Source organism: Fictibacillus terranigra (assembly GCF_030412265.1).
Lineage (GTDB): Bacteria > Bacillota > Bacilli > Bacillales > Fictibacillaceae > Fictibacillus_C > Fictibacillus_C terrinigri.
This window is the reverse complement of sequence record NZ_JAUHLN010000004.1, coordinates 125,845-145,718: the sequence shown is the minus strand read 5'-3', so window position 1 is coordinate 145,718 and position 19,874 is coordinate 125,845. Positions and strand designations below refer to the sequence as shown.

Here is a 19,874-nt window from a genome sequence, read left to right as displayed (position 1 = left end):
CTGTGAATCATTTGCGCCATTTCTGCCGCATCCTGAATTTGTGAATCCTTTGATCGTCACGACCAAGAAATGATCACATGCACTGAATGTTATTTTCGTATGATACATCCCCGGGGTGTATCCATTTTTAAATTTTTATCCTGCATAAAATTCATGTCATCCTGTTTTACAGTGTTACCTCTTAACCCGCTGCAATAAGGTGGATTGTCACCAAACAGCATTAAAAAAAACTGGATTCCTCCCTCTTTTTTTAAAAAATAGGTGTTTATATATGTCCACTCCCATCTTGGATACATATCTTATACAGGAGTTTATTTTGAGAATTTATGAAAAGGAGAGGTTATTTATTTATCCATACGGTTCTTATCAACCATATGTTCAGCAGCAGCAATACAGTTATCAACCATACGTGCAGCAGCAGCCATCCGACCCTTATTCACAACAGACGTATAATTATTATCAGCAGGAGCATGATCCAGATCGACAGCCTCCGATAAGGCAGCTGGAAAGGCGGGTTAATCAGCTGGAAAACCGGGTCAACCAGCTTAATCGGGAAGTTAACCAGCTAGAAAACACTGTCGATGTCCATTCACGCCGGTTAAACCGATTAAACCAACGGCTGCGTGTCGTGGAACAAAGATTGCGAATTCCTTTTCAGCCTTTTGAAGGCGGGTTTTAATTGCTTGGGCCCAGTGGCACACTGGGTCCGTATTAAATTTTCCGTTTCTGTAACTAAAATCGGGGGCCGCGGCAACATAAAATTTATTCAGTTTTTAGCAGTAGCATCGGATATCGGAATCGGTGAAACCGCATCCTCTTATATTAAATAATTACCAGCCCCTTTATGGCTTTCATTATTGGTGCACTTCGCTATGTACTCCATTATTCGAAGACTGGGGATTTTATAGTCTTAGGGAAGGTTGGCTTTAATTTGATTGCATATCTTGTGTTCTACATACACGTTGGTTTCCTCTGGGAATGAAACAATGAATGATATAAATCCCCAAGTACTTTCATGAATCAGTTTCCTTTTCCTTTTGGTTTTTTAATGACCGTAAGTTTTATAATGCTGTAACAGCCGTTCTACCATTAAATCCATATACCAGTTATTCCGCGCCAACCCCCTCCGAGATGAGGGATAAACCAGTATGCAGCCAATACTATCTTCACATTTCATCTCTCCTTTTCAGCATCGTTTCTGCCTGCTATACATACCATATTCACAGAATTTATTTTATATATAGGTGATAGTCTTGCATCACTAGATAGATTCATAGTAAAACGCACTGACACGTTGTCTCCGAGAGCTCATATAGTAATAGCAGATTTTACATTTCAAATTGCGACAACAAGTCTTTCGCCAGGGGATTTGACGATTACGATGATAGGAAAAAATGCCAGCCGGCAAGTGAATTTTCTGATCAGTTAAGGGTGATAGAATGATTGCGTAATCGCACTCCCATAACGAAAAATGCAAATTAAAAAATCGCTATATCTAGGGATAAACAGCTTCAAAATTCAGTCAAGCACTCCACAAATAGGTCTTTTTAAACGTAACCTTCTTTCTTATTAAGACGACTAATCATGTAGTTAGTATATTGAAGAAGGAATTACAATCGCTGCAAATTCCTTATTCTGTTTAACTGCCGCTCTATACAAAGCTTTACTGCCACAGAATGAAGGGAGAGGAAAAAATGAAAAGAATTGCAGCATTTTTAATTGTATTTGCCATTGCCTTTGTTACGGCCTTTTCGTTTTCGAATAAGACTGCTTCTGCGAGTGTCCCTCGATTTGCATTCAAGACAGAAGATGGTAAATGGGATGGCTCCATTTACAATCCCAATTCACACAGCAATCTTAAGATCGATCTTGTGCATCCGCTGTATGTAAATGGGACCAAAAAACTTACCGACACATCTAAATTAAAGGTCCGCTTATGCAATGCACAAACAAAGGCATGTACTGCATTTAAGACCCTGAAAAGTGGAAATGCGAAATTTACCAACATGAGAGTAGGACGTTTTAACGTTGATGTCAGGGATAGTATCTCCAAGGCTCAGGTTTCCGGAAAACTAGATATTATCTTCTATTAAAAATTGCAAACAATACAAGAAGCCCGAGGATTCCTCGAGCTTCTTTTGTTGATGTGAACGGCTAAAGATGGATTGAAGAAGAAATTGCATAAGCAATTTCAACATAACTCTTATTCTACTAACATGCCCGTTAACTCAATTTAAAGCTGCCTGAAATGGCAGCTGGGTCATTAAGTATCAAACCGATTCCTGAAAGATTCACCTTTAAACTATATTGAGGAATCATACATTGTATGATGTTCATTATTTTCCAAGGGTTCCCTCCTACTAGACCATTATTCTATGCGAAAACCGTGTTCCTCACTGTTATTTAAACACCGAATTTGCTTCGACCCCGCTATTCTTCAGACAGTATCTTCATCTAAAACTTATAGGTATTTTCATCATTTTAATGAATCGTTGGACATTCGTACAAACCGTCTTTTGAAATGCACAATAGAATGTCATGACATTGATTTCAAAGATTAATTAAATTTGTTGGGGGAATGGAGATGAATGATTCAAAGCTTTGGCAGTCGCAACATTTTATAAATCACCAAACCAGTAATGATAAGAAGAATCAGAAACTGAAACAAAAATCGAATCCAAAGGATAATAAAAAACATTTTCGAGGCGATCTGTGGGATAGAATCAGTCTTAGAGAAATGTTGGCTGTTAAAAACAAAAAATTATATCAAGGGCAAAGCAAGTATCAAAATATCCAAGTTTTAGAAGCTAGTGACATCCGTATGTTTTTGGATGAACAATTACAATTTAGTTCTTTGGATGAGCGAATTTATCACGAAGCATTTGTCCACGTACCTATGGCACTTACAAAATCTCATGATAACATCCTAATATTAGGGGGCGGTGACGGACTTGCATTAAGAGAAGTATTAAAATATTCAGATGTTAAGCATGTGGATCTAGTTGACATTGACTCTGAAATCTTAAAAATAGCTAGTCAAGTTCCTGAAATTGTGGCTCTTAATGAACGATCATTGTTCGATAAACGTGTGAACGTCTATGCAAAAGATGCCCGCAAATTTTTAAAAAAGAACAAGAAGACGTATGACCTTATGATTATTGATTTTCCAGACCCTGCAGATGATTTTCTTGCAAGCCTGTATTCATTGGAGATGTTTCAAATGGTACGAAACCATTTGTCAAAAAACGGGATGATTGTCTGCCAATCCAATTCTCCTTTTGACACACCTGTTGTATATTGGAGCATTGGGTTAACCCTTGAAAAAACAGGTTTTTATACAGAAAGCTATCATACGGTTATCCCATCTTTCGGTGATTGGGGTTTTCATTTAGCATCTAATAAACCTTTCCCCTCTAAATTAAAAACAGTACCTGTTCCTTGTCGGACACTTCCTAAAAATTTAGCCAGCTTATTTCATTTCCAAAGTAATACTTTATCCCATCAACGATCCGCTATTGTAAATGCCTTAGATAATCTGCAATTGCATGAAATTTATAAAAGGGAAATTGTATAACCGTACTTATGGTCACAAAAAGCTACCATGTTTAATTGGTAGCTTTTGTTTGGAGATTCGTATTTAGAACGAAACGACGTTCAACTGTACCACGCATTATTTATAATTTCAACCAACACTGTGTTGTCATCTGTTTGGACTTTGCCTGTATCCTTAGAGATGACAAAATAATAGGGCATGTCGAACATATCTCTTAACTTTTTAGTTGACAGGTATTTTGCCTCAACTGACATGCGTAAGTCTTTTGGTTGAACTGTCGATACTGTAGCAAGACAAAATAGCCAATTCTCTGCGGCTACCGGCTCGAAATAGTGGTATGGAAGTACATAGAAACCTGCTTTTGTGAGCGTTGCGTGTATACTCCATAAGTACTCTGCTGTCGAGTCTGCATTGGAACAAGCTACACCGATTGCGCCTCCTGGGTTTAGACGTTCTTTAAGAAGGCTGTAAAACTCCCTGCTGAACAGACGGGATAACTTAGGATTTTTCTCGTTAGGCTCCGGAAGGTCAACAATAATGACATCCCATTTTTCTGAGTTTTTCTTTACAAACCTTCTGCCGTCTTCAATTACGGTCTCGACTTTTGGATGATTCAATGACCCTTTATTAAATTGAACCAGTGGCTTCAATTTTTTACCGAAATCGATCATTATTTTGTCAACATCAAGAGTATTGATTTTCTCCACATCAGAATAACGAAGGGCTTCACGAGTCGTTATTCCGCCGCCGCCGCCAATGATCAGAACACTCTTCCTCCTTCGTGCGGCAGCCATGGGGACGTGTATCATTGCTTCTGCGAACAGATCCTCATCAGCTGTTGTGCCAAACATCTGGTGGCCATTGCTATAAATCAATAGATCCCCTTCATGATCGACGAGGGCAATCTTCTGTGTAGGAGTTTCAAATTTTCGTAGAATTTTATAACTTCCTGCAGGTTCCTCTTCAGCACTAATGTAACCCCTTATAGAATTGGCCCCCGAATCCCCATAGAGATTCATAACTACCTCCCCTTTTTGCAAAAAACTGAATTCCATGCAAAGTGCCTGTTGGCATTGATTCATCCCAGGACCTTCAGTGGAATCAACTTTTGTTTTAAGTTCTTAATCATCATGCATGTTTCATGATTTTCTTCGCCTCTTTTTTTATCATATCTGCCTTATCCGTTTTCTCCCACGGCAATATAACATCCGTTCTGCCAAAGTGTCCATAGGAAGCCGTTTGAAAATAAATGGGTTGCCTTAGATTGAGCATTTTAATAATGCCAGTTGGGCGAAGGTCAAAGTTTTTTCGTATTAGTTCAACGATTTTTGTCTCTTCTATCTTTCCAGTACCAAAAGTTTCAACCGTTATTGAAACAGGGCTAGCTACCCCAATAGAGTAAGCCAGTTGAACTTCACATTTTTCTGCAAGGCCTGCTGCAACAATATTTTTAGCCACATAACGTGCAGAATAGGCTCCTGAACGATCCACCTTAGTTGGATCTTTTCCCGAAAAAGCACCTCCTCCATGACGTGAAAATCCACCATACGTATCAACAATAATTTTACGTCCTGTTAATCCTGCATCCCCCTGTGGTCCACCAGTGACAAAACGGCCAGTCGGGTTAATAAAATATCTTGTGTTATCATCAATTAATTCTGGCGGTACTACGTGTTTAATTACATGTTTATGCAAATCATTTTTTATTTGTTCTAATTTTACTTCTGGATGATGTTGTGCAGAAATAACAATGGTATCGATGCGGACTGGTTTAGCATGTTCGTATTCCACGGTAACCTGCACTTTTCCGTCCGGGCGCAAATAACCAATCATTCCATTTTTTCTCACTTCTGTTAAACGTCTAGCCAGTTTATTTGATAAAGAAATCGGCAAAGGCATTAGTTCTTCAGTTTCATTGCATGCAAAACCAAACATTATGCCTTGGTCACCGGCACCAATGGCTTCTGTTTCATGCTCGTTCATTGAACCTTCACGGGCTTCCAGAGCCTGGTTCACTCCCATAGCTATATCTGGAGATTGCTGATTGAGCGCTATTAAAATTTTACAGGTATCAGCATCAAATCCAAGTTCGGTATTTGTATAACCGATATTTCGAATGGTCTCTCGTACGATTTGCAATAAATCGACCTGGCAGTCGGTTGTGATCTCCCCGAATAAAACGACTAAGTCAGAACTAACAGACGTTTCACAAGCAACCCGGGCATAAGGATCCTTTTCAAAAATCGCATCTAATACCGCATCCGATATTTGATCACAGATTTTGTCAGGATGACCCTCCGTAACAGATTCTGATGTAAAAAAGTGTCGTTGTTTTTGATACATTCCTTTCTAATCCCCCAAAATAAAAAATTTTTTATACTTACCTTCCACCGCCTTCATAAAAGAGAGACGTTTTAAATCTAGTTAATCCCCACGAGTGTTTGAAGGGCATCCTCCCCTTACTTATCTATTTAAATTCCATTTTATGCAAGTTTAATAGAATTGGTTGGACAACTCTCTTAGTTATCTTCAAAATCCGCAAATAGCTATACAAAAAGTGCTGACTTAAAGTAGAAGTCAGCACTTTTAGCTTAAAGACAATTCTTGTGGCCGGCAGTCAAACACAGTCGATCAAACTGATTTCTTTCTTTAGTCATCGTCATCTATTATCAACATTAAAATACCGGGCTTCTGGATGTGAAAACACGATTGCAGATACAGATGCTTCCGGATCCATCATAAATTCCTCAGTCAATTGCACGCCAATATCTTCTGGGTTTAACAATTTAAAGAGCTTTGTTTGATTTTCCAGCTCTGGGCAAGCCGGATAGCCAAATGAATATCTTTGGCCCTGATACCGGGCGGCAAAACGGTCTTGCATGGCCATATCAATGGGATCAGGGAATCCCCAGCGATCCCGCATTTGTTGGTGAATGAACTCAGCGAGCCCTTCAGCCGTTTCCAGTGCCAGAGCTTGCAATGTATGGCTTTCAAGAAATCTTCCTTGTTCTTTATACTTTAATGCGAGTTGACGGATACCAAGCCCTGCAGTAACTGTAAAAAATCCCAAATAATCCATCGTGTTGCTTTCAACGGGCTTTAAATAGTCAGCTAGGCAAAGATAGGGAGAATTGGCCTGACGCGGGAAATGAAATCGTTCAATAATGGATTGATGGTTGTTAGGGTCGTAGATAAGAATCGTATCATTTTTGGACTGTGCCGGAAAAAATTGATAGACAGCGGAGGGTGTAATGAATTTATTTTGCTTTGCCTCTTTCAGCAGCTGATCCACAAAGGCTTTAAGCTTTAAGGTCTGTTTATCCTTTTCTTGAATGAGTCTAGGAATTTTACCTTTTATCCCAAGATGATGTCCTAGAAGCATTTGAAGATTTATATAGGGTTCAATGTGACCTAAAGGAACTTTCTTCAAAATATGGCGTTTCGTGTCTTTGGGAATGAAAGCCGGTGAAGGAGAAATGGAAGATCGTTTGTTCTCGACTGATGGTTTGGGGTGTTTTTCAACATTTACATCGGACGGAGGAGGGTCATTCTTTTTCGATTTATCAATCAGCATCGTTTCTTTTTCTTCAGGTGTTTGCAGTTTGTTGGCAAGATCTAATCCTTGCATGGCGTCTTTTGCATATAATACGATTCCATCGTATTCTTTAGCGATCTTCGTTTCGGTAAATTTACGGGTTAATGCCGCACCCCCTACTAAAATGGGTGTCGTTATTCCGGACTGTCTTAAATCTTGGGCAGTTACGACCATTTGCTGAGCAGACTTTACTAAAAGGCCGGAGAGTCCAATCATATCAGGTTTTTCCTTTTTCACCGCTTCAATCAGCTCAGCGGGCGGAACCTTAATTCCAAGGTCAATGACGTGGTAACCGTTATTGCTGAATATGATATCCACGAGATTTTTTCCGATATCATGAACATCGCCTTTTACGGTCGCAAGCAAAACCTTCCCTTTTGTAGAGGCGGCATCATTCTTATCCATAAAGGGTTCCAAAAACGTAACAGAAGCTTTCATTACCTCTGCGCTCTGAAGAACTTCCGCAACAATTAATTGATTGTCGTTAAAAAGGCGGCCAACTTCCTGCATTCCATCCATTAGGGGTCCGTTTATAATTTCAAGAGGGGAGTATTTTTTTAACGCCATTTCCAAATCGGGAATCAATCCTTCTTTTGTCCCCTCAACAACATAATAGGCGAGACGTTCCTCAAGTGACAGGATCGGGCCGGCCGCTTTTGCTTTTTTCTTTTTTCCCCGATAGAATTCAGTGAAAGTATCCAACGCTTCTTTTGTTGTTTCAAACAGAAGTTTCTCCGCCATATCCACCTCATCTTTTGAAATAGAGGCATACCGTTCCAATTTTTCCGTATTCACGATTGCATAATCCAATCCCGCCTGAGTACAGTGATAAAGATAGACGGCATTTAAGATCTCTCTGCCGACAGAAGGAAGGCCGAACGAGACGTTGCTAATACCAAGAATCGTTGGACATTCAGGAAAATGCTTTTTAATTAAACGAATGCCTTCAACCGTTGCATTGGCCGAACCAATATATTGTTCATCACCCGTTCCGACTGGAAAGACGAGCGGATCAAAAATAAGATCTTTTGGTGAAACTTTATATTTATGAACCAAAAGGTTGTAGGAACGCTTGGCAATTTCCAATTTGCGCTCTGCTGTCACTCCCATGCCCTTTTCATCAATGGTTCCGACAACGACAGCCGCACCATATTGATGCACAAGGGGAACAACCTTTTCAAACCGTTCTTCGCCGTCTTCAAGATTGATCGAATTAATGATCACTTTTCCCTGTGAATAAGTTAATGCTTTTTCAATCACTTGTTCATCGGTTGAATCAATAACAAGGGGCACTTTTACTTTTTTTACAACTTCCTTCATGAAGCTTTCCATATCTTGAAGCTCGTCGCGGTCAGGATCCGCAAGACAAATGTCAATGACATGGGCTCCGCCCTTCACCTGAGCTCTGGCAATTTCTGAAGCCTCTTCAAATTTGCCCTCTGCAATCAATCGTTTAAATTTTCGGGATCCAATGACGTTCGTTCGCTCACCGACCATGATCGGCCGCAATGATGGATCATCATAAATAAACGGTTCAATTCCTGATACCATATGGGGATGGTCTTGTTGAATCATTCGAGGCTTATATTGCTTCATCACCTTGAAGATCTCTTTAGTGTGTTCAGGTGTTGTCCCGCAACATCCGCCTGCAATATTCAACCAGCCCTTTTCCGCAAAACCGGCCAGCTTTTTTGCCAGAGATTCCGGTGTTTCATGATAATGGCCTTCATCATCGGGTAACCCCGCGTTCGGGTAGCAGATTATTGCAGACGTAGAGAGCTGGGAGAGCGACCTTATATGATCTTGCATAAATTCAGGACCCGTCGCACAATTCAATCCTACCGCAACAGGATTCATATGTTGAAGGGAGATATAGAACGCTTCAATGGACTGGCCGGCAAGTGTTGTTCCCATGGTCTCGATGGTTCCTGATACCATAATCGGAACTTCCTTGCCAGTTGCTTTAAACGCCCGTTTAATGCCTAGAAAACCGGCTTTCACATTCAGCATATCCTGAGATGTTTCAAGCAATAATATGTCAACATTTCCATCCAACAATCCTCTTGCTTGTTCTTCATAAGCAATCGTAAGAGCTTCAAAGGTTGCTCCGCCCGTTACACTTAAGGTTTTAGTTGTCGGTCCCATCGAGCCTGCGACAAATCGCGGCCATTCATTGGTTGAAATTTGATCTGCCGCTTCTCTTGCAATAAGTGCGCCTGTTCGATTGATTTCATAAGCTTTTTCACCAAGGCCATACTCATCCAAAACAAGATTCGTGGCGCCGAATGTGTTGGTTTCAATAATATCTGCTCCGGCGTGCAAATAGTCCAGGTGAATCGACTTAATAACAGAAGGTGCTGTTAAGTTTAGATGCTCGTTACAGCCCTCGTATTCTTCTCCCCCGAAATCTTTTGCGGTTATCTGGGCTTGTTGAAGCATGGTACCCATCGCACCGTCCATAATTAATATTTTGTTTTTTAATCGGTTTAAAAATGGGTCATACATATCTTGGTTATCCTCCATTCGATTGGTGACTAGCATTTTCTTTTACATAATTTGATAATTCTACTGTTAATTCATAACGTAAAAAAGGAGTGATCAGGTAAATACCATTAAAAAGCTCCATTGCCGTATCCAGCAAAGATTTTGCAATGGTTAAACCCTCCAGGGACGCCCTAACTGGATCATCTTTGAATTTCCCCATGCTCTCCCTAATCGTTTCGGGAATCTTGATCCCGGGCACTTCATGATGAAGAAAATCCGCATTTCTGCTGCTGGTGAGCGGCATAATGCCAATATATAATGGAACGTTTAATGGTTTGACCGCCTGATGGATTTCCATTAGTTTTTTCTCGCAGAACACGGGTTGACTAATGAAATAATCTGCACCCGATTGAATTTTCCTTTCCATCCTTTTTATGGAATGATCCAGTGAACGGACGTTAGGGTTAAAGGCGGCGCCGACAGAAAACGCCGTTTTTTGGCCAAGATCCTTTCCGGATAACGAGATGCCTTCATTAAACTGTTTGATCATCTGGATCAATTCAAATGATGACACATCAAATACGGAAGCAGCACCAGGGAAATCCCCTACTTTGGTAGGATCTCCTGTAATGGCTAAAATGTCATGTATACCTAATGTATGAAGCCCCATAAGATGTGACTGGAGGCCGATGATATTTCGGTCACGGCATGCAATGTGAACCAAGGGCCTTGCCCCAACTTGTGATTTAACCATGGAACCTAAAGCCATATTACAGACCCGTGGGGATGCCAGTGAATTATCCGCTAAAGTAATCGCATCTACACCGGCTTCCTTAAGTGCTTTTGCACCTGCAAAGAATTTATCCGCATCTAATTTTTTTGGAGGGTCTAATTCAACGATAATGGAACTTCTTTTCTTCACGAGTTCTTGTAATGGCGTGGGACGAGGTGGTTGTGACACCTGCACTGTTACTTTTTGTGCTTTTGGTTTGACCGTTTTCACTTTGATCGGAGCAGTATCCTGAAGCACGCTGGAAAATGCGCGTATATGTTCCGGTGTAGTGCCGCAACACCCGCCGAGTAACCGAACACCCTGCTTTTGAAAAGATTGTGCATACTCTTTAAAATAATCCGCATCACTTTCGTATTTAAGTTCTCCGTCGCAGAATGAAGGAAGGCTGGCATTCGGGTAGGCTGACAAATAAGCCCTTTCAGGGAGGGGAATATCTTCTAATGTTTGAATCATATGGATTGGACCTAATCGACAATTCAATCCGACGACATCAGCCCCATGTTCCACTAATTTTTGGATGGCTTCTTTTATCGGGATACGATCCTGCATCATACCTGGTTCTTGGAGCGTAACTTGTGCGATGATGGGTAATGATGTCTCCTTTCTGGCAATGGATAATACGGTTAATAATTCATTGAGGTCATAATAGGTTTCAAGTAATAAACCATCTATGTCCTCAAGTAATAGACAATATAATTGCTCTCGAAAAGTACGTTTAATATCATCTATCGTAATGCTGCTGTCCGGCCGTATCCCTCGCAGCCCGCCTATCGTCCCCACTACAAATGCTTTGTCTCCGGCAGCTTTTTTTGCTATTTTTACAGCTGCACTATTAATAGACTTTACTTGATCCTCTAAACCATACCTTGATAACTTCACATAATTCGCTGCGTAAGTATTCGTTTGAATCACATTCGCTCCTGCTTCAATGTAAGCCCTATGAATATTTAAAATCTGTTCCGGCCGAGAAAGATTCAATTCCTCAAAACAACAGCTTTTTCCATAGGAGTACAGCAAGGTGCCTATCGCACCATCCCCTATTAATATTTTTTTTTCTAAATCCTCCAACAACCCCATGGTTAGCCCTCCTAGCCTTGTCCCAATGACAAAAAGTAATCAAAATCTATAACACTATTAAGTGATTTAATTATCTTATGAAGAATAATAGTTTTTGATTGGGCTAAAAACCGGTAATAAGGGTTTTTTCGAGAGTAAACACAATAAAGTAGATTAAGAGAAGAAAAAATAAACGCCGGATTCGATTAACAGTGCTTGCGGCTTCTTGCATCCCCTATATTTTGATAAAATTTTTGAAGATGATGCGTTTGGTGGTAAACCATGTCGAACCGTGAGTAAATGAACGAAACCCGTGAGTAATGCGCCCGGACAACGAAGATCAGCCTCGAAATGGCCACCATTAACCATCTAATTACTAGAATTCCGCGCAAAAAAAGGCTGCCGCAGCAACCAGTTCACACCAAAATGTTGTTTTGGATAATCATCATCAAATACAACACCAATTCGATCAGGTTTATCTCCTCTCCAACGTTTTTACACTCCTATCCATGATTATTATTTTTAGCGTTTTGCAATGCTGCCTCGTACAGCATTGCCTTCCTCAGTAATGTGTTGATTGTGATGATTCATGTTAGACTCATTTCGTTCTTTTTTCCATTTCTTTCAATGATTGCAGTGATGAAGAAGAGCAATGCTAATGGAGAAATAACAAGCAACCAAATCATACGGCTGTCTCCTTCCATCCGAACGCATCATACAAAGTTTTCCATTATATTTAATCTGAAGCCGACTTAAGAATTCCTCCACTAACCTCTCCCCTTTAGTTGACTTAGTATTGAACAAATGAATCTTGATTTTTTGTTAAGGTTCTATTGATTTCGTTTTTTCATCATGGTTATGAGCTAGAATGGTAGTGAAATTGAAGTGGGGAGGAAAAATATGAAACGATTGAGATTAATGGTGTCGGTGGCCATAACAGCTATAACGATGTCCATTGCAGCCATACCAGTTTTTGCAGAAACTGAGCCAAATGATTCTAAGATTGTGCCCCTTGCCAAAGCGCATGCGCATAACGACTATGAACATGAAAGGCCGCTTTATGACGCACTCGGCCATGGCTTTACTAGTGTAGAAGCAGATGTATGGCTAAAGGATGGAAAATTACTTGTGGCTCATGATGAGGTCGATGTCAAACCAGAACGGACGTTAAAATCTTTATATTTAGAACCACTCAAACGAAAAGTTACTCAAAACCAAGGATCAGTATACAAAGGTTCGGATCAGGATTTCTTGCTATGGATTGATATTAAATCTGAAGACGTGGCCACTTATAAAAAAATTCATCAACAGCTTGCTGACTATCAAAAAATGCTCACGAAATTTTCAAAAGCTGGCGTAAACGAAAGTGCGGTAACCGTAATTATTTCAGGAAATCGTCCAAGAGATTTGATGGAGAACCAAGCCGTTCGTTATGCAGCTTATGATGGCAGAATGAGTGATCTAGGAACACCTGCTTCCAATGAATTCATGCCCGTAATCAGCGATAACTGGACGAAACATTTTACATGGCAAGGTGAAGGTGAAATGCCTTCAGAAGAACGAGACAAGCTGAATCGTATCGTAAAAACTGCACACAACAACGGACAGATGGTCAGATTTTGGGCGACACCTGATCTCGACCTTCCAAATCGTAAAGCTGTATGGGATGAGCTCATGAAGGCGGATGTAGACTTAATTAATACAGATGATCTTCCCGAACTACAAAAGTATATACTGGAAAACGATCCAAACCCTACCCAGCAGCATATCGAGTGGTAAAAACACTTGCTTGAATTCGCGAAACATTGACCAGCCAAAGGATGCCCAGAGCATCCTTTTTTAGTATATCGATAAAATGCTCGTTATTTGGATAAAACGCTGATGGAAATAGAAGATGGGCGACTCACATATGCTTTAATATCAATTTCATTGTAAAGAGGGGATCTTTATGCAGGATTTCGGTCAAATCGATGTTAAACCCTACTTAACTACAAAATCATTAGTGCCGGAAAATCAAGAAACTCCTATACAATTTTCAAATGATGATATTGTCCACCCTAAGCTTTTCTATAGAAGGAATCACTTTACTTATCCAAACTTTACTTCTTCTTTCTATTTCCTTACAGTCGAGGGGCTTGTTCATACTTCAAAGGCATTTTCTCTCCAGGATATTTACTCTTTGCCTTCAAAGAACGTAAAAGCTGTTTTGGAATGCTCCGGTAATAAACGGGGATTATTTCAGCCTAAAGTTTTTGGGGAGCAGTGGGGTAAAGGAGCAATCAGTCAAGGAATTTGGAAAGGGGTTCCTTTAAGAATATTATTACAGCATACGGGACTCCTTAATACGGCTAAGGAAATTGTTTTTGAGGGTCATGACTTTGGAGAAAGGCCTGATTCTAACCGGATTGTTCATTTTTCAAGAAGTCTGCCTATAGAGATAGCTCTTGATCCAGATACAATCATTGCCTATCAATATAATAGTCGCCCCATACCCTTTAAGCATGGTTTCCCTTTGAGGTTAATTGTTCCAGGTTGGTATGGCATGGCGTCCGTTAAATGGATCAAAAAGATCACTGTGATCGACAGGGCTTTTAGCGGACCTTTTCAAGCCAAGGATTATATCTATTATCCCAATAACGAAAATGAAAAAGGGAAATTTCCTGTTACAAACATTAATGTAAACTCCACTATCCAGTTTCCCCGAGAAATGCAATTGCTGCATAAAGGCATATATGAAATAAAGGGAATCGCCTGGACAGGTAAAGGAAGTATAGAAAAGGTAGAAATAAGCTTTGATGAGGGACACACTTGGGAACCTTGCCAATTAGATGCGGTCCCCCAAAAATATGCATGGGTTTCTTGGAATTATAAATGGAACGCAGCAAACGATGGTGAATACGCCATACGATCAAAAGCCACTGACACTTACGGCAATGTTCAACCATTTGATCCATTTTGGAACAAAAAAGGATATGGGTACAATGCACATGACCGTATAAAAGTGAAAATCGAGTAAGGACAACTGGATCCCCCCCCTTGTCATACCCAACTTGGATCCCTATCTTTCATTATTTAAGTTTATATCAACGCTAGTTCTGATAAATTTACATTTATTTAACAAGAAAAAACGGATACATCGTTGTCCTTTGGTTTATGCTGAATGATATGGGGATAACTGCTATAGGCAGGTGTTGTTATCCATTGTTGTTTTAACAGGCGGCTACGTTCAGCGGACAATACAAAAAGACTGCCTATTGGTTAGGCAGCCTGATCCATTATGTTTTGATTAAGAAAGTAAAACTTATGCATTATTGATCAATTAGCGAGTTCCAAAGCCTCCAGAAAGTTGCGATTGTGCTTGAGCAACAAGGCGTTTTGTGATCTCACCACCTACTGAACCGTTCGCACGAGAAGCTGTGTCAGCTCCTAGTTGAACACCAAACTCAGTAGCAATTTCATATTTCATTTGATCTAGTGCTTGTTGTGCACCTGGTACCAAAACCTGATTACGATTCCCACCACTACGATTTGCCATTATGTATTCACCTCCTTTTTCCATAACATCTCACTTTAAATTGTTTTTTATGCAATAATTTTTAAAATGTATAATTTATTATTCCGTTTCTCCAATTAATCTGCCCGATGATCATAAGAAAAGCCGCCTCGGAGGGCAGCTCATTCCGTTCAGGCTTACGGCTTTGATCTTGGCAGATTGGTAACTTCATGTGCAACCCGTATTCCGGATTGAATCGCCCCTTCTATCCAGGCTGGGGCTGTTGAAGTATGTTCGCCAGCAAAATGGACCCTTCCTTCAGGCGTGGGGATAACTGGAAATAAGTCGGTCTCCTGCCCAGGCTTAAACATAGAAAAAGCCCCCCCTGAAAACTGATATTGTGACCAGCTATGAGAAGCGCCTGTTAGAAATCTTGAATATATTTGATTGCCATGGATTAAAGATAAATTGTCTAATGCATTTCGGATTCGGTCACCTTCGGGCAAGTTATCCCATGACAATGTATCATCTTCCCATGTATAGCTGGCTAAAATGATGCCTGATCCGGTTGAACCGATTAAATGGCTGGGATAATAAGCAAACCTGATCGGTAAGTCCGTCATCAATTTCCCGCCTCTTATCCCTTCCTTTTCCCAGAATCGCTCTTTAAATTGCAGACCGATTTTCGTTGATGAAACGTAATGAAGCTCCCGAATCGCTTTCCTTTTGTGATGTGAAAAAGCAGGCTGAGTCTCCACAAAGGATAACACTGAAAACGGAATGGTGATAATGGCTACATCCCCTGTAACCGTTAAAGGCTTTTGACTTTGTGTATGTCTGGAATGAATGGTTACTTCACTATTGTGCTGTTCAATTTTTGTCATTTGATATCCTAAAAAGAGGTTTTCTTTTAATTGAGGTAAAAAAGCCTTAGGAAGCAGGTCATTCCCACCGACTACTTCGTAAAATGTGACACCGGCGCTAAAGAGAGGCAATAGTTCTCTGAGGATAGCCGGAAACGAAAGTTCAGGAAATCCCTCAAGACCAAGGAGTACTTTAATGCTTTCAATTGCGCCTGGAGATAAGCTCATCCCTACAGGATTATATTGCAAAAAGAAAGACATGGGATACTTGTCAAAGTCTCTTACGACTTGTTTCCAATTCTTAATGGGGTCTTTAAGGATAAAGTCAGCAACCGGTTTAATCGCTGTCATTAATAATTTTTCAGCTGTCTTCCCTATCTCATGCGGAGCAACAGGGTAATTTAGCATGTCTGGATTTCTCTCATATGCCGCCTTGTTGGTTTTTATACCATTTGCATAGATCAGGTCATTGGGAGTCGTATTTAAGAACGAGTTAACACGCAATTGAAATTTTTTTATATATTCAAGGACCAAATAGTGATCATGGGGAATCCGCATAGCTCCAACATCAAGATACATATTATCAACGAAGGGGCTTCGCATCGTGTATACACGGCCCCCAACCCTCGCGGTAGCTTCCAGTAACGTTACGTCATGACCAGCACCCTTTAATAAGGAAGCTGCAACCAATCCTGACATCCCTGCCCCAACAACCACTATTTTTTTTTGGACCTGCGATAGACCAAGTCCATTTCTAATATAGGAAAGCATCTGTTCTGTCGTTAACTGTCTGTTCAAATGTCATGCCCCCTCTCGACCGCCTCACAAAGTTATAACGCCTCTTGATTGCCGTGTCATAACTAACTTCTAAAGTTTATTCTCAAGGAGAAATAACTATGTTTGTAAGTTGAGGTGCTAAAAACAACTAAAAAAACCGTATGCACTATTTGGCATACGGTTTGGTTTGAGAATTAATTAAGGTGTGAGATGGCCTTCTTGATGTAGTCAGACAGCTGTTGACCTATTCCAAATCTCTCTCCGATTTGCGGGTTCTCTCTGTAATACCTTTCAGCGGCCTTGGAAATCTCGGGATCTCCAAAACTCAGCTTATCGAGGAATTCATTCCATTGTTTGGCCAAATGTGTGACATCCACGTTTTCCGGCGGTGTCCCCTTCTCATATTCCACACGGATTTTTGCAGTGATTTCAGCCCATTCACTCACATACTCCTTTCGTTTCTCCAGTCCAAGCTGTTTGAACATCTTTTCCTGCTGTTCTTTTGTAAAGTATTTATCTTTATTCAAGTTAATCACCTCTATTAAATTTATAAATTGTTCATGCGTTACTTCTTGCTGACTAATAAGCAATTCATATACTTTCTCCAAACGGCTGCATAACAGTTCTTGCAGCCGAATACTCTTTTTCACATCATTCAACTGTACTTTGATCAGTTCAACCGGATTAAAATTTCGATTGTCCATGATCTCCTTAATCTCCTCCAACGCAAATCCTAACTGCTTAAGTGACATGATTTGCTGCAGCCTTGCGATATCTGATTCTGTATAAAGCCTGTGACCCGAATCTGAATATTTTGAAGGAGAAAATAGTCCAATCTTATCGTAATGATGTAGCATGCGTACCGTAAGTCCGGTTTGTTTAGCTAATTCTCCAACCTTCCAGTTTTTATTGTTCAGGCTCAACCCCTCATTTCGTACGAATTGTTTTTGCCGGCAACCTTACTATACAACCTGACACTGTGTGAGCTTCAAGCCCTTTCAATCATTTTTTTAAAAATGAGGTAAACAAAAAAAAGAGCTGCATACGCAACTCCATATTCATTCCAGAAGGTGGACCTCATCACCGTTGTGCAGTTCCCCCGTTTTTATGACCGCAGCATAAACGCCAAAATGATTGTTTCTTTCTTGAACAACCGTTTTAAGTAAAGTGGAATCTCTCTCTGCATTTTCTGGGTGAATGGTAATAATCATACACCGGTCTCCATACAAACCATATTTCATTATTTTTGTTTCCTTGACACTTTCTCCATAGAAAGATTTCACAGGATGTCGGACGATTTCTTTGATATGGCCAATTAACATTTAATCCACCTCACCCTTTTCCCTGTTGTATCGCCCCTGTCCAAAGATGGCTTCAGGAATTGCAAGTTTATTAATATCCATGCAAATTTCTCTATATTTAATAAATTCCCTTTAATAAAACTCATAATGGACCCCGCTTCTTAATGAAAGAAAGTGGGGTCCATTTCATTTTAGCTAAGGAATTAAATCTCCCTGCATACGGTAACTAAATTTCCCATTTTAAAATTAGGATATCTCCTATCACTATGCTATACTTAGTTAAACCATTTAAACGAGCATCACTTTACTTGTACCATTTACCCGCTCTTGCGTTGAGCGGGTTTTTTCATTGCACTTTTTTTAGAAAACAAAAAAACAGATCCTTGTAAGAAGGACCTGTTTAATAGAGAAGAGCTAATTATGCTTTTTGAACATTGGCAGCTTGAGCTCCACGAGCACCTTGCTCAACATCAAAAGTAACTTTTTGACCTTCATCTAATGATTTGAAACCATCAGTTTGGATAGCAGAGAAATGAACGAATACGTCGTCTCCACCTTCACGCTCGATAAATCCAAAACCTTTTTCTGCATTAAACCATTTAACTGTACCTTGCTCCATATATGTTGCCTCCTAGTGTGTTAAACACACAATGTGTTACTATCCTTGCCCAAAGTGATCATCAAGATCATCAGATGAAAAGTAAAATAGTTATTCTAGTTTTACACCGAACAAAAATAATTCTTTTTTAGAATAACAGAAAATAGAAATTAAAGCAAATAAAATGAAAGAAATAGGTACTGCCTTTTTCGAGGCAGCTGGTCATTTCGTTTCTATTACACTAATTGAATTAAATGTTTTTGGGCTTCATACTCGACAAGTGGCTGATCCTGTTTTATACGTGCCAGATAATCCGGATTGGCAATCAGCGGCCGGCCAATGGCGGCCACATCAATTGTACCTTTTTTCAATGCAACTTCTGCTGTATTTGCATCAAGTCCGCCTACACCAACGATAACTCCATCCCAGTGGCTGCGTACCAATTCATGCAACGTTAATCCTCTGGCGATGGGTTTGGTAAATTCCATGGTAGAAGGGTGAATCATTTGAACGCCTGTTTCTTTAAAAGCATCGATAAATGTTTGAATGGCAGCTTCAGGGTCTTCCCACATGTATGTGGGCTGATCAATCTTAAGAGCCGAGAAACGAATAAGGGTACGGTCTGTTCCGACAGCATCAATGACTGCTTTTAGAACTTCTTTCATAAACGTAAGACGCTGTTTCAAATCACCGCCGTACCGATCCGTCCTTTTATTTGAAACGTCCGAGTTAAACTGGTCGATTAAGTAACCGTGTGCACCATGGATTTCGACGCCGTCAAAGCCAGCTTCCATCGCATTTTTTGCAGCTTGTGCGTATTGATTCACGACTTCTGCAATTTCTTCCTCGCTCATTTCTTCAGGAACATCGAAAGGTTTACCGAACCGTGACACTTTTCCTTCAGCAGCAATAGCAGATGGCGCCTGTGGAGGAAGCCCTCCTGCTATTTCATGGTGGCTTGCCCGGCCGACATGCCATATTTGTGCAATGATCGTTCCGCCTTCAGCGTGTACCGCGTCGGTGACTTTTTTCCAGCCATCGATCTGTTCTTGAGTGTATAGCCCAGGTACGCCAGGATTCCCCTTTGCTCGAGGTGAGATCACAACACCTTCTGTAATGATGAGTCCGATTCCATCCTGAGCCCGCTTTCGGTAATATTCTACGGTTTGATCATTAACCACACCGGTTTTGTCATCGGCAAACGCCCGTGTCATAGGCGCCATTGCTGTTCTTGTTCTTAAGTTCCATGCACCAATGGTTACAGGTTCAACAAGCTTAGAAATTTGACTCAATTGGATTCCTCCCTTAACCTCTTATTGTTTGAGAAAACTTACTTTAAGTAATCGTTAAGAGTAAGATTA

At 40.4% G+C, this 19,874-nt stretch carries 14 protein-coding genes and 1 pseudogene; 5 read left to right on the top strand and 10 right to left on the bottom strand.

From position 1 onward, the window contains the following. Nucleotides 1–316: 316 nt before the first annotated feature. The 3 genes from QYF49_RS18665 to QYF49_RS18655 all read left to right on the top strand — a co-directional run bounded on the left by QYF49_RS18665 (nt 317) and on the right by QYF49_RS18655 (nt 3,574). A complete protein-coding gene (locus QYF49_RS18665; RefSeq protein WP_425589604.1) occupies nt 317–679 on the top strand; it encodes a hypothetical protein in 363 nt (120 codons plus the stop codon). Nucleotides 680–1,694: 1,015 nt separating this feature from the next. Then, a complete protein-coding gene (locus QYF49_RS18660) occupies nt 1,695–2,093 on the top strand; it encodes a hypothetical protein (protein ID WP_290401114.1) in 399 nt (132 codons plus the stop codon). A gap of 491 nt (nt 2,094–2,584) precedes the next feature. Next, the gene (locus tag QYF49_RS18655; RefSeq protein WP_290401113.1) at nt 2,585–3,574 is read left to right on the top strand and encodes a spermine/spermidine synthase domain-containing protein; all 990 of its coding nucleotides are present in this window, start codon (nt 2,585–2,587) and stop codon (nt 3,572–3,574) included. 80 nt (nt 3,575–3,654) lie between these two features. Here QYF49_RS18655 and QYF49_RS18650 read toward each other — a convergent pair whose 3' ends face one another. From QYF49_RS18650 to QYF49_RS18635, 4 genes are all read right to left on the bottom strand, one after another. Continuing rightward, nucleotides 3,655–4,572 carry a spermidine synthase gene (locus QYF49_RS18650; protein ID WP_290401112.1) on the bottom strand — a complete coding sequence of 306 codons (918 nt, stop codon included), beginning with the start codon at nt 4,570–4,572 and terminating at the stop codon, nt 3,655–3,657. Between the two features lie 109 nt (nt 4,573–4,681). After that, nucleotides 4,682–5,896 carry a methionine adenosyltransferase gene (gene metK / locus QYF49_RS18645; RefSeq protein WP_290401111.1) on the bottom strand — a complete coding sequence of 405 codons (1,215 nt, stop codon included), beginning with the start codon at nt 5,894–5,896 and terminating at the stop codon, nt 4,682–4,684. Between the two features lie 316 nt (nt 5,897–6,212). Beyond that, nucleotides 6,213–9,653, bottom strand: a complete 3,441-nt coding sequence (gene metH, locus QYF49_RS18640; RefSeq protein ID WP_290401110.1) for a methionine synthase — start codon at nt 9,651–9,653, stop codon at nt 6,213–6,215. A 7-nt stretch (nt 9,654–9,660) separates the two neighbouring features. Next, nucleotides 9,661–11,502, bottom strand: coding sequence for a bifunctional homocysteine S-methyltransferase/methylenetetrahydrofolate reductase (locus tag QYF49_RS18635; protein WP_290401109.1), 1,842 nt, complete (start codon nt 11,500–11,502; stop codon nt 9,661–9,663). An 879-nt stretch (nt 11,503–12,381) separates the two neighbouring features. Here QYF49_RS18635 and QYF49_RS18630 point away from each other — a divergent pair. Continuing rightward, entirely contained in the window at nt 12,382–13,260 is an 879-nt protein-coding gene (locus QYF49_RS18630) for a phosphatidylinositol-specific phospholipase C/glycerophosphodiester phosphodiesterase family protein (protein ID WP_290401108.1), read from the top strand. A gap of 169 nt (nt 13,261–13,429) precedes the next feature. Continuing rightward, nucleotides 13,430–14,497, top strand: a complete 1,068-nt coding sequence (locus QYF49_RS18625) for a sulfite oxidase (protein WP_290401107.1) — start codon at nt 13,430–13,432, stop codon at nt 14,495–14,497. A gap of 303 nt (nt 14,498–14,800) precedes the next feature. Here QYF49_RS18625 and QYF49_RS18620 read toward each other — a convergent pair whose 3' ends face one another. From QYF49_RS18620 to QYF49_RS18595, 6 genes and pseudogenes are all read right to left on the bottom strand, one after another. Next, nucleotides 14,801–15,016 (bottom strand): alpha/beta-type small acid-soluble spore protein, encoded by a 216-nt coding sequence (locus QYF49_RS18620; RefSeq protein ID WP_290401106.1) that lies wholly within the window; start codon nt 15,014–15,016, stop codon nt 14,801–14,803. A gap of 155 nt (nt 15,017–15,171) precedes the next feature. Further along, complete coding sequence (locus QYF49_RS18615; protein WP_290401364.1) at nt 15,172–16,608, bottom strand: flavin monoamine oxidase family protein; 1,437 nt, start codon at nt 16,606–16,608, stop codon at nt 15,172–15,174. Between the two features lie 200 nt (nt 16,609–16,808). Then, the gene (locus tag QYF49_RS18610) at nt 16,809–17,537 is read right to left on the bottom strand and encodes a MerR family transcriptional regulator (protein WP_290401105.1); all 729 of its coding nucleotides are present in this window, start codon (nt 17,535–17,537) and stop codon (nt 16,809–16,811) included. A 135-nt stretch (nt 17,538–17,672) separates the two neighbouring features. Further along, the gene (locus QYF49_RS18605) at nt 17,673–17,936 is read right to left on the bottom strand and encodes an MOSC domain-containing protein (RefSeq protein WP_290401104.1); all 264 of its coding nucleotides are present in this window, start codon (nt 17,934–17,936) and stop codon (nt 17,673–17,675) included. A gap of 397 nt (nt 17,937–18,333) precedes the next feature. After that, nucleotides 18,334–18,534, bottom strand: a complete 201-nt coding sequence (cspC, locus tag QYF49_RS18600) for a cold shock protein CspC (protein WP_290401103.1) — start codon at nt 18,532–18,534, stop codon at nt 18,334–18,336. Between the two features lie 215 nt (nt 18,535–18,749). Then, nucleotides 18,750–19,790, bottom strand: a pseudogene (locus QYF49_RS18595) (alkene reductase); the annotation flags it as partial. Nucleotides 19,791–19,874 lie beyond the last annotated feature (84 nt).